The organism is Rhodocytophaga rosea (genome assembly GCF_010119975.1).
GTDB classification, from domain to species: domain Bacteria; phylum Bacteroidota; class Bacteroidia; order Cytophagales; family 172606-1; genus Rhodocytophaga; species Rhodocytophaga rosea.
Genome location: NZ_CP048222.1, coordinates 3345693 through 3357683, shown reverse-complemented (window position 1 = coordinate 3357683; position 11991 = coordinate 3345693). Strand labels below are relative to the sequence as shown.

General features: G+C 39.9%; 13 protein-coding genes. 4 read left to right on the top strand and 9 right to left on the bottom strand.

Annotated features, from left to right (window positions below):
- Positions 1-21: 21 nt before the first annotated feature.
- The 7 genes from accC to GXP67_RS14030 form a co-directional block, all read right to left on the bottom strand.
- On the bottom strand, positions 22-1365 hold the full coding sequence (gene accC, locus GXP67_RS14060; protein WP_162443694.1) for an acetyl-CoA carboxylase biotin carboxylase subunit: 1344 nt from the start codon (positions 1363-1365) through the stop codon (positions 22-24).
- 110 nt (positions 1366-1475) lie between these two features.
- On the bottom strand, positions 1476-1991 hold the full coding sequence (gene accB, locus GXP67_RS14055; RefSeq protein ID WP_162447924.1) for an acetyl-CoA carboxylase biotin carboxyl carrier protein: 516 nt from the start codon (positions 1989-1991) through the stop codon (positions 1476-1478).
- 184 nt (positions 1992-2175) lie between these two features.
- Positions 2176-2739, bottom strand: coding sequence for an elongation factor P (gene efp, locus GXP67_RS14050; RefSeq protein ID WP_162443693.1), 564 nt, complete (start codon positions 2737-2739; stop codon positions 2176-2178).
- Positions 2740-2794: 55 nt separating this feature from the next.
- Complete coding sequence (locus GXP67_RS14045) at positions 2795-3790, bottom strand: beta-ketoacyl-ACP synthase III (RefSeq protein ID WP_162443692.1); 996 nt, start codon at positions 3788-3790, stop codon at positions 2795-2797.
- Positions 3791-3853: 63 nt separating this feature from the next.
- Positions 3854-4795: a phosphate acyltransferase PlsX gene (plsX, locus tag GXP67_RS14040; RefSeq protein ID WP_162443691.1), complete on the bottom strand. Its 942-nt coding sequence runs from the start codon at positions 4793-4795 to the stop codon at positions 3854-3856.
- A gap of 111 nt (positions 4796-4906) precedes the next feature.
- On the bottom strand, positions 4907-5101 hold the full coding sequence (gene rpmF / locus GXP67_RS14035) for a 50S ribosomal protein L32 (protein WP_162443690.1): 195 nt from the start codon (positions 5099-5101) through the stop codon (positions 4907-4909).
- 98 nt (positions 5102-5199) lie between these two features.
- Positions 5200-5736: a YceD family protein gene (locus GXP67_RS14030; protein ID WP_162443689.1), complete on the bottom strand. Its 537-nt coding sequence runs from the start codon at positions 5734-5736 to the stop codon at positions 5200-5202.
- A gap of 445 nt (positions 5737-6181) precedes the next feature.
- Here GXP67_RS14030 and GXP67_RS14025 point away from each other — a divergent pair, with 445 nt between their 5' ends.
- From GXP67_RS14025 to GXP67_RS14010, 4 genes are all read left to right on the top strand, one after another.
- Complete coding sequence (locus tag GXP67_RS14025; protein WP_162443688.1) at positions 6182-6613, top strand: response regulator; 432 nt, start codon at positions 6182-6184, stop codon at positions 6611-6613.
- A gap of 4 nt (positions 6614-6617) precedes the next feature.
- Entirely contained in the window at positions 6618-8627 is a 2010-nt protein-coding gene (locus GXP67_RS14020) for a PAS domain S-box protein (RefSeq protein WP_162443687.1), read from the top strand.
- Positions 8628-8690: 63 nt separating this feature from the next.
- Complete coding sequence (locus GXP67_RS14015; RefSeq protein ID WP_162443686.1) at positions 8691-9299, top strand: DUF3347 domain-containing protein; 609 nt, start codon at positions 8691-8693, stop codon at positions 9297-9299.
- A 356-nt stretch (positions 9300-9655) separates the two neighbouring features.
- Entirely contained in the window at positions 9656-10153 is a 498-nt protein-coding gene (locus GXP67_RS14010; RefSeq protein WP_162443685.1) for an SgcJ/EcaC family oxidoreductase, read from the top strand.
- A 7-nt stretch (positions 10154-10160) separates the two neighbouring features.
- On the opposite strand, the gene GXP67_RS14005 is transcribed toward GXP67_RS14010, so the two are convergent.
- Both GXP67_RS14005 and GXP67_RS14000 read right to left on the bottom strand, forming a co-directional pair.
- Complete coding sequence (locus GXP67_RS14005; protein ID WP_162443684.1) at positions 10161-10655, bottom strand: hypothetical protein; 495 nt, start codon at positions 10653-10655, stop codon at positions 10161-10163.
- Positions 10652-11740 carry a radical SAM protein gene (locus tag GXP67_RS14000; RefSeq protein ID WP_162443683.1) on the bottom strand — a complete coding sequence of 363 codons (1089 nt, stop codon included), beginning with the start codon at positions 11738-11740 and terminating at the stop codon, positions 10652-10654. Before GXP67_RS14000 ends, GXP67_RS14005 begins: the two co-directional genes overlap by 4 nt.
- Positions 11741-11991: the final 251 nt, after the last annotated feature.

Genomic DNA, 11991 nt, shown 5'->3' with positions numbered 1-11991 from the left:
CTTATAATGAGTTTGTATACCCTATAGATCTGAAAAATCGAATGTATCCAGGTAAGATGTAGTGAACTTACCGGCCTTAAAACCAGGGTCATCCATCAGTTTGATATGGAAAGGAATGGTTGTTTTAATTCCTTCTATCACAAATTCCTGTAATGCCCGTTTCATCCGTACCAGGGCTTCTTCCCGGGACTGTGCACTTACAATAAGCTTGGCAATCATAGAATCGTAGTTGGGCGGAATAGTATAGCCTGAATATACATGGGTATCAACCCGTACACCCCTTCCTCCCGGCAAATGCAGGTTGGTAATTTTACCTGGGGAAGGCCTGAATCCATTAGCCGGGTCTTCGGCATTGATGCGGCATTCGATAGCAAAAAGATTTGGTTCGTAATTCCTGCCGGAAATGGGAATGCCTGAAGCAACTTTAATTTGTTCTTTAATCAGGTCAAAATCTGTAACTTCTTCTGTAATGGGGTGTTCTACCTGAATACGGGTGTTCATTTCCATAAAATAGAAATCACCATGTTTATCTACCAGAAACTCTATTGTGCCTGCCCCTTCATAATTAATAGCTGAAGCGCCTTTAATCGCAGCTTCACCCATTTTTCGGCGCAACTCAGGTGTAATAATCGGCGAAGGCGTTTCTTCTACCAGTTTCTGGTGACGGCGCTGAATGGAGCAATCCCGTTCTGATAAATGACACACTTTTCCATACTGGTCGCCAACGATCTGTATTTCTACGTGCCGGGGTTCCTCTACGTATTTTTCCAGGTACAAACCATCATTGCCAAATGCGGCACCGGCTTCCATGCGGGCATCGTTCCAGGCTTTTTCGAAATCTTCTTCACTGCGGATGATGCGCATTCCTTTTCCACCACCGCCGGCTGTAGCTTTAATAATTACTGGATATTTAATTTCTTTCGCCAGCTTTTTGCCCTGCTCGATGGAATCAAGTAAGCCATCAGAACCGGGAATAGTAGGTACACCAGCTTTTTTCATAGTGGCTTTGGCAGAAGACTTATCTCCCATCGCACCAATCATCTCCGGGGAGGCACCTATGAATTTAATTTTGTATTCTTCGCAAATTTTAGAGAATTCTGCATTTTCCGATAAAAATCCATAGCCAGGATGAATGGCATCGGCATTGGTGATTTCGGCAGCAGCAATAATATTAGGTATATTGAGATATGATTGTTTGCTGGGCGGAGGACCAATACAAACGGCTTCGTCGGCGAACTTCAGGTGCAAACTTTCTCTATCTGCAGTAGAGTATACCGCTACTGTTTTTATTCCCATTTCCTTGCAGGTACGGATGATCCGCAATGCAATTTCTCCCCGGTTTGCAATTAATATTTTTTTAAACATGCGCTAATTGAAGTAAAATGTTAAAGAGTAACTCAGTTGATGAGCATTGTACAGATTTGAAAGCAGAATAGGAGTATCAAATCCTCACAATCGTCAAACTATACACTCAATCAGGAAGGATCTACCAGGAATAGGGGCTGATCGTATTCCACCGGAGAAGCATTTTCAACCAGTATTTTTACAATCTTTCCTGAAACTTCTGATTCTATTTCATTAAACAGCTTCATGGCTTCGATGATACAAACCGTTTGCCCTTTCTTTACATCATCCCCAACATTCACAAACATGGGAGAATCAGGATTAGAGGAACGGTAGAAAGTGCCAATCATAGGAGATTTTATAGCAATGTATTTACTTTCCTTATTTTCTGTAGCAGTTGGGGTAGGGGTAGCAGGCGTTTGTGGCGGAATAGGTGTAGTTGGCACCACAGGCTGTTGCGAAAGTACAGGTGTCACTGCAGAAGCCAATACTGGAAGTACAGGTTGCTGTAATGTATCCACAGGCCGGAACACTGAACCTGCACTGCGTTTGACACTGATTTTAAATTGTTCTGTTTCTATGTTTACCTCATCCAGCCCTGACTTGGCAATAAAATCTATTAGTTCTTGTATCTCTTTCGCTTTCATCATGGTTTTTTTGGTTAGTTGCCTGAAGTGTATTTGCTGACTTCCGGTTTGGAAACGGGTAAAATTAATTAAAACCAGGAAGTATCAAAATATAGATAAATTTTACTTTTATTCAACCGGTAAATAGTAGTATGGTTAACACTAAGCCGGCATTTTTCTTTTACTTGGCTTGCCTTAAATCTGTTTATTTCACGCGTTCTACATACGCATAATCCCGTGTATCTACCCGTATCTTCTCACCCTGGTCAATGAATAAAGGCACACGTATAATAGCACCTGTTTCCATCGTAGCCGGTTTAGAAGCATTAGTAGCCGTATCGCCTCTGATACCTGGTTCAGTATAGGTTACAGTTAACTCTACAAAGGATGGCAATTCACAAATGAGCGGGGTTTCTGTTTCGGCATGATAAATAACGTCTACTTCCTGCCCGTCTTTCATCAGGTCAGCAGCCGGTACTAGTTTATCTTGTAATACAACCTGGTCAAAAGTACTGCTGTCCATAAAATTATACCCTAAATCATCTTTATAGAGAAACTGATGCGGACGTCTTTCAATTCGGGCTGTTGTAACCTGTACACCGGCATTAAAGGTATTTTCTATTACTTTTCCATTGGTAAGGTTTTTCAGCTTGGTACGCACAAAAGCACCACCTTTGCCTGGTTTTACATGCTGAAATTCTACAATAGTATATAATCCGTTATTAAATTCGAGGCATAAACCGTTTTTAAAATCTGCAGTAGTTGCCATATTACTAAGTTGATATTGTATAATTGAAAATGAATAATGAAAGAAATGGCGTATACTAAGAATTATAAGCCCATTTCAGGTAAGCAGCACCCCAGGTAAAGCCGCCTCCAAAGGCAGCGAACACAATATTATCACCTTTTTTTAGCTGTTTTTCATAATCCCACAGATTCAATGGAATGGTGGCATTGGTTGTATTCCCATACTTGTGAATGGTAATCATCACTTTTTCCGGACCTATATTCATCCGGCCGGCTGTGGCATCAATAATACGCTTGTTGGCCTGATGAGGAGAAAGCCAGGCAATATCATCACCGGTCAGGTTATTGCGCTTCATAATTTCTGCTGAAACATCCGCCATATTGGTCACTGCAAATTTGAATACAGCAGAGCCTTCCTGGTATATATAATGTTCACGGTTCTGAATGGTTTCTTGAGAGGGCGGTCTGCGGCTGCCACCGGCTTTCTGATATAAATGTGCTACGCCAGAACCATCAGTTTTTAATACGCTATCTATTAAGCCATTGCCTTCTGTATTAGGTTCGAGCAATACGGCTCCTGCTCCATCTCCAAAAATAATGCAGGTAGAACGGTCGGTATAATCTACAATGGACGACATTTTATCAGCACCCAGAACGACTACTTTTTTATATTTGCCAGTTTCTATAAATTGAGCACCTGTAGCCATCGAGAACAGAAAACCAGAACAAGCAGCCTGTACATCATAGCTAAACGCATTTTTAGCGCCAACCATATCGCATATCATATTGGCAGCAGCCGGAAATATATAATCTGGGGTGGTGGTAGCGCAAATGAGCAGATCTATATCTTCAGGATTAGTATTGGTTTTTTCTAAAAGGCCTTTTACCGCTTTTGCACCCATAAATGAAGTGCCCATATTTTCGCCTTTCAAAATTCTTCTTTCTTTGATACCAGTACGGGTAGTAATCCACTCGTCGGTGGTATCTACCATCTTTTCCAGTTCTGCGTTCGTTAATATATATTCCGGGACATATCCGCAAATTCCTGTGATGGCTGCTCTGATTTTTGTCATTGTCAATGGTTGAAAGGAATGGTAAATTAGCTATACCAGCAAGGTATAATAAAAAGGGGAAAATTATCCGGCCAGTGCCTGTTTGATTTTTATATGGATGTTTGATTCAGCCATCCGTTTTGCGAGTAAAAGCATATTTTTGATTGCCAGTGGAGAAGATACTCCATGGCCGATGATTACATTCCCGTTTACGCCTAAAATTGGGCTTCCTCCGATTGCCTCATAATTGAACTTGGCAAAAAACTCATCTTCCAGGCCACGGCTGTGCATGGTAGTATATACGGCTTCAGCCATTTTCAAAATTACGTTCCCGGTAAATCCATCACAAACCACTACATCGGCCTTATCGTTATATATGTCCCGGCCTTCGATATTGCCGATAAAGTTGATATTGGGGTTGTTTTTGAGCAATTGGTGCGCTGCCTGTAGTACAACAGTGCCTTTCTGTTCCTCTTCGCCAATATTCATCAAACCTACCCTGGGATTATCAATATCAAGGATATATTTGGCATAGATGGAACCTATGTGTCCAAACTGCTCCAGAAATTCAGGTTTACAATCAGCATTGGCACCTATATCCAGGATAACGCCGTATTTGTTGCCTTCTTTAGGTACAAAACTGGCTAAACTAGGGCGCAATACACCTTCAATAGCTTTAATGCTGAACATCGCACCTACGTGCATAGCCCCTGTATTGCCTGCACTGCAAAAGGCATCTACTTTTCCGGCTTTTAATAATCCGAAACCAATAGCAATACTGGAATTTGTTTTCTGAGAAAGGGCTTTTGTGGGATGTTCGCCCATTTCAATCACTTCTTCTGCATGAACTACTTCTATGCTGGAGGAAGTAATGGTGTGGGTATGTAAAAGTTCGTGTATAACTTTTTCCCGTCCGATTAATACGATCTGTATATCTGAGGAAAGTTCTTCACTGGCTAGCAAAGCTCCTTCAACAACAGCCTGAGGAGCGAAATCACCGCCCATTGCATCTAAGGCAATTCTCATGAAAAAAGAAAGGTTTGTTTATACATACACAGGAATGAATGAAGGAATGACAGAATTACTGAATTACAAAATACTTTATTCTATAAATCAATAATTTTGTCATTCAATCCTTTAGGCAATAGATGTATAATTCTCAATTGCCACCTTGCCTTTGTAGTACAAATCACCATTTACCACGTATGCTCTGTGGTATAAATGAGGTTCGCTGGTAGTAGGACAGATAGCAATTTGTCTTTCTTTTGCTTTGTAATGGGTTCTTCTTTTATCTCTTCTTGTTTTGGAAATCTTCCGCTTAGGATGTGCCATTGTATGATGATATTAAATTTTTATAGTTTTTACACACGAAATGATTGCTTTACACATCGCCCTCCAGGATAGCAATCTGCATCCATTGGGCAGTAATCTTATTTTAACTTTTTTAGGATATTAAACCTGGGATCTACAGCCTCATCCTTTTGTTCTGTATCTTCATTAGAAGCTTCTCCCGAACTATATACCAGTATACCTTCTTCATTCTCCTGTAACGCTGACTGAGCAAGCCTGGGGTGCAGTTTCTTCATGGGAATAGCCAGGCCAATAAACTCATAAATATACTGCGCTACATTAATCTGCTGGGTATGCCGGGAGATAATTTCTATCTCATCGGTTAACTCTTCATCTTCCTCTCCATATTTCAGTATCAGCTTCTGGTTGATATTCAACGGATAGTCAAATGGTTCCAGGGTTCTGTCACAAATCAGTTCTACACTTCCGGTAATATGGAAACTGAGCTGAATCATAGTTTCAGATTTATCTAATATCAGTTTTACCGTAAACGTACCTTTATGAATCAGGCTTTGCTCAAAATGATCAAAAAAGCTATTACCGGATTCAAATTCATACTCATGCCGCTTGTTGCTGAGGTTGAGTATTTCAATTGTATATGCTTTTAAATCTTTCAATTAAACACGCAAAAATTAAAGAGCGCAAATTTAAGCAGAAATGTTTAGTATAAAAAAATAAGTATGAATATTTTACGTATCTGCGAATAAAGTTAATAGTAAAGCTATTATTCCAGATATTACTAAAGATCGCTGTAACTCAATAAGGTATCACTATTTAAAAATTATTTAAAAGACAATCCTTGTTGCTATAGTTTTACATAACGCAACTTAACGGAAAACTTTTTTATTAAAAAACCTACTTTTGATCCCTTCTGTGGCTGGTATTACATAATATTGTTTATACTTACTTGTATTGCATTTTTATTATTTAATTGGTAGTTTTAATTCTCCAAATTCAGTTCATATATATATACAGACATTGGGTTTTGTTGATTCTTAATTTAACATAAGCAATACTTATAAGTTTAAAGCGCATCTGGTTTTTAGACGATATTCTAAGATCATGAGGAACATTCATATATTGTTAGTAGAGGACAATGCAGGTGATGTCAGGCTTACTCAGGAAGCGCTGACGGATGGAAAAATACTGCATACCTTATACGCAGTGAAAGATGGAGTACAGGCTATGGATTTTCTCCGGAAAAACCCACCCTATACAGATGCCTTTACACCTGATCTGATTCTGCTTGATTTGAATATACCACGCAAAAATGGTCAGGAAGTATTAAAAGAGATCAAACAGGATAAAGCCTTAAAATCTATTCCTGTTATTATCCTTACTACTTCTTCCTCAGAACAGGACGTACTAAAAACATATGCCAATGATGCCAACTGTTATATTACCAAGCCGGTGGACTTTGACCAGTTTGTAAATGCCATTAAAATTATTGATGACTTCTGGCTCTCAGTAGTCAAAATCCCTGGCAAAGCGTAAAGGCATGATTGAAAAAAAAGTAGAAGTACTGTTGATAGAAGATAATCCGGCAGATGCCTTACTAATAAAACACACGATTCTTGCCATAAATGGATTCTCCGTCCATGTAAGTACCGTTTCTACGCTGGCCGAGGCTTTCACTTTTCTTGAAAATCAGTCTACAGATCTGATCCTTCTGGATCTGATGTTACCAGACTCCCAGCTCGGACAAACATTTGAAACACTCATTGCCAGACATAATCAAATACCTGTTGTGGTCCTGTCAGGTATTGATAACCGTGAACTGGCATTATCTGCCATTAAAGATGGCGCACAGGATTATCTGGTAAAAGGAGAAATCGATGACAAACTGCTGGAACGTACCATGCGGTATGCCATTGAAAGAGCTAAACTGCTTAATGCGCAAAAAAAGATTCAGGAGGATATCCAGGCTCAGGATGCATTACTCAAACTGATCACCAATATTTCATCTGCCTTTATTAACCTTTCCTCCGAACAGATTGACGCTGCTATTATTCAGTCTTTGTACAGCATTGGTACTTTTTTACAGGTTGATAAAGTGTTTGTGTTTGAGCTAAGTGAAACTGATGATGCGATCCATGCCTATTACCAGTGGCCAGAGCCTAATCAACCTATTGACTATATCCTGTCAAATATCCCTCTTCGTGAGTACTGGTGGCTCATGAAAAAGTTGCATGCGGAAGGAGTCATTCGTTTTTATGATACAAGCCAGCTGCCCTCAAATATTGACCATTTACGCCAGGTTCTGCAAACCCAGAACATCCGGTCATTTATGATCACCGGGTTGTTTAATCAGAATAAAGTAAGAGCAATTATTGGATTAGCCACTGTAGGCAAACCCGGACAATGGAATACAGAAACTATTTCTTTACTCAATACCAGTGGAGAAGTTTTTTACAGGGCAATCAAGAAAAAACAAACCGAAGAAAAATTAAAGGAAAGTGAACGCAGATACCGTTCTCTGGTAGAAAACATAGATGAAGGACTGATTTATGTGGGGCTCGACGAACGTATCCAGTTCGCCAATCAGAGCATGTGTAATATGCTAGGCTATACGTATGATGAGATCATCGGTAAAAACTTTTTAAATGACCTGTTCCATAGCGAAGGTCTCATGAGTGGAGGGCTTAATTTATTCTCAGGCAAACGGGATTTACTTTTAAAATCTCAATATGAAATTCCGATCCGGAAGAAGAATGGAGAAAAAGTATGGGTTATTATCCACAATCACCCGATTACAAATAACAAGGGGAAGAAAATCGGAGCAATGGGTACGTTGGTAAATATCACCGATCGGAAAGGCACAGAAGAGAAACTCAAACAAGCCAACGAAGAATTAAAAACATTTATCTACCGCACTTCACACGACCTGAGAGGTCCTTTGGCTTCTGTATTAGGCATTACTAATCTGGCTCATATGGAAATAACTGATATACGGGCGCTTCAATACTTTGCGTATATTAATAAAAGCACCCAGAAATTAGATAAAACTTTAAAATCGCTGATTGATGTAGCCAGCATTACGCAACCCGACGAAAAATACGAAGCTGTAGATTTCAGGGAACTGATTATAGAAGTAATTGACAATATGAACTATACCAATGGCTTAGAAAACCTTTCCATTCAGCTGGATATACAACAAATTAACAATTTTATCAGCAACAAACAGGGGATCAGCCATATATTCGAAAAATTAATTGAAAATGCAGTATCCTATCGCAAACTGGATATACCTAATCCAAGTTTACTCATTAAAGTAGATGCCGACCAGGAAGTGGCACGCATAGAACTGGAAGACAATGGAATAGGTATTCCCAAAGAGCTGCATCAGAAAATATTTACTATGTTTTTTAAAGGAGGCGAACGTTCCAGAGGTTCCGGGCTTGGTCTATACATTGTAGATAAACTGGTGAGCAGCCTGAATGGAAAAATCACGATAGACAGTCAGGTAAATGTAGGCAGTAAATTCAGCTTTACATTGAAAAGCTTGTAATTCAACTAATAATCTTCTCATCTTTGTATGGATAAATTCATTGTTTTACCAACCTATTTCTGTATGAAAACAAATTATAAATGGATACTCGCTTTATATACAGCTTTTAGCGTATCTCTTGCCGCCTGCAATGAAACCAAAAAAGAAGATAGTTCTACTGCGGAAACAGCAAGCCAGACAGAGGAAAAAACAACTCAGATAAAACCGGCTGTCGAAACTTCTGAAGCTTTCAAAGGTCAGATAGATGGGATAGCAACAGATTACCTGGCCACAAAAGATGCACTGGTAGCTTCCGATTCGGCACAAACAAACTCAAAAGTAAGTACCCTGCTTGAAAAAATAAGCAAGCTAGACGCAGCCTCTTTATCGCCTGAAGTACAGCAGAAATGGCAAACACATCAGCAATCTCTGCAAAAAGCCGCACAGCAGGTACAAAGCGCTCAGGGACTGGAAGCTAAAAGAACTGCTTTTGAGGATTTATCCACTAATATATATCAGTTGGTAACTGATTTTGGTACTACCTCTACCCTCTACAAACAATATTGTCCGATGGCGCTGAATGATAAAGGTGCTTACTGGCTAAGCGCCCAGAGTGACATAAAAAATCCTTATTTCGGAGATGCCATGCTTACCTGCGGAGAAGTACAGGAAACGCTGACCTTTGCCAAGTAGCATAATAATTGGTAGGGAGTTGTTAGTAGACTAACGTGAGTTATTGGTGATCTATTTATTATATGTAATAATAAGTAAATCAGAATATTGTGAGTTTGTTAGTTGTAGCATCTTTTAGCTTGTGCTATTATAAAACCCAATTTGCGTATTAGCTGAACAGCTTTTGCAGGAGCCATCTTATACAACCTTTGGGCCAGCATGAGCATGTGCGGGTTGTATAGAGTGGCGGATGTAGAAGCGGGGCCTCTCCGGCCCAAAAGGAGAAACGCCTCTACGCAGAATATCAGTTTTGATACGTAACTTTTAAATACATAAATTACTAATCAAATATACTACTGATGAAACTAGGTTCTGTTATGAAAATAATTGTTATGGTATTTGCTCTGATCATTACTGCAACAGTACATGCACAAACCCAGTCAGATACTATGGCTATTCAGGCTATTCTGCAAGAAGAGGTATTCTCATGGAACAAGGGCGATGCGCAAACTTACTCACGGCATTTTGCAGAGGATGGCACGTTTACCAATATTATGGGCATGTTTTATACCGGACATAAAAACTTTCTGGAAAGACACGAGCAGATTTTTAAAGGCGTATTTAATAAAACCACTATTGACCAGAAGGTTGTCTCTCTGCAATTCTTAGGTCCGGATGCGGCCATTGTGGAAACACTTACATGGGTTTCCGGCTTTTCAAAAACAAGCTCACTGCCAGGTATCAAACTTGATGAAAAAGGTCGCTTATATACCCGGCTGTTGCAAGTGATGGTAAAGGAGCCAGAAGGATGGAAAATCACCGCTTATCATAATGTAGATTTGAAGCCTGGCATACCTGTACCAGAAGCTAAATAGAATCAGGCTATTTTACTATATTCCTATTCGAAAGTAAAGCCTCTACATGCTCAACTACCTGGCGGTCTTTTTCCAGATTGCGGCGCTTTTTCATATAAAGAATATGATTCATGGAAGCCACCGGAATACCCTCGATATAGTTTATTTGCTCCTCAAAGGTTGACCAGGAAATAGATTCGTATTCGTACGTAGCATCTAAAATAGCTTCCTGCTGCCTGGCCCGGATGTAGTACTTACCGGCAAGTTCTTCTAGTGGCAAAGGATACATAACTGGCTCTTCCCAGAGGTAAAGCTGCCAGTGTAATTCTTGTAATGCTTTAGCCAGTTTATTCAGGTTTTCCGCCTCATTTTTTACAATCAGATCACAATCTGTTACAGAATATAAGAGAAAATCTGCATTATATAGCCCTAAGCCAAATGTGCCAATTACACAATACTGTATGCCAGCAGCCTGTAGTTGTTGTAACGTTTGCAGGTATAAGGTTTGATCAGTATATATCATATCAGAACGCTTTTATCAGCAGGCATCACGAGTTTTGCATTAGGGTCCCAGTCGCCGGTAAGGTTGCCATTGGAATGAAATACCAGCTTTTGGATTACCTGGGAGGTATTGGCTGCCTGTAAAGCTTCATAACTTGACGTTTCAAAAATAACCTCAATCTGATCATTCCACCTGAAATGCTCATTATAATAATAATATCCGAAAGTACTATAGGCATACTGCCAGCCAGTTCTCGGTCTGGAAAGTATAGGAACTACTTCACTTAATAAGGGCTCAATGGGAACCCGGTTTTTTTCAACCCATGCACTAAAGGTATTGAGTTGATAGGTGCCGTTTAAGCGGCTCATTTCCCGGAACACCACTTCTTTTACACCCAATCTAGCTACCCATTGCAGGTATTTTTCCAGACTGATTATATCACGAATGCCAGTTTTGGTAAGAATGCAGGATAGTTTCAGGTGTACAGCCTGAGGAAGATCAGAAACGAGTTTTTCAAAGGCAGCATTTCGCCAGACAGGCTGGTTGCGGTTAAAACGCATGATCTGCTGGTTAACTGTTTCATCAAAATGGCAACGGGACAATTCAATGCGGTCAAACCGGTTTTGTAGCAATGCCTGTATCAAATCTGGATGGGTGCTTAAACCCGAGCCGTTGGTATATATCACTTTTTCGTCGAAAATCACGCCTGTTTTTTCGGCCTGTTGAATGGTTTCAAGCAGGTGTAGCAACCATTTTCTGTCTGCTGTTGGCTCTAATCCGGATACGCTAAGCCCCAAAGGAAAACCCTTAAAAGCGGCTAAAACTTCCTGCAAGCGGCTGAAATACGAAGGATAATCCCGGATGAGTTGTTTGGCTGTGAGCTGGTGATGCTGGTCCCGTAAAAGTTCTTCAGAACAAAAGGCACAATGTGCATTACAGGCAACGGCATTTGCAAAGGGCGTAAACGTTAAGCCGGGCCGTAGCAAGTATTGTTTTCCTTCAATAAACCATGGCTTGTGCGGAACAGGCATATATAGTTGCCACTTTTGTTGGCGAAATACATTTAATTCCTGATCGCTTTCTGCTTTCTTTTGTTGGTTACGCATGAATTGTAAATTTCTACAGAAGCTATGATTTAATCAATAATGGGAAAAGTTCGTTGTATATATGGATAGTGTGTTACCTACAAGGATATGCCTGTGAAATATATCTCCGGTCAAATAATATTAACTGTTAAAAAGCAACTAATTCTGACAGAAGTACCAATCCATTCATTTTATGCACAAGTGTACCCCTATACACTAATTGAAAAGAGGCTACTCTTTGTAAATTAGTGATTTTGCTAAGGATAAGCGTA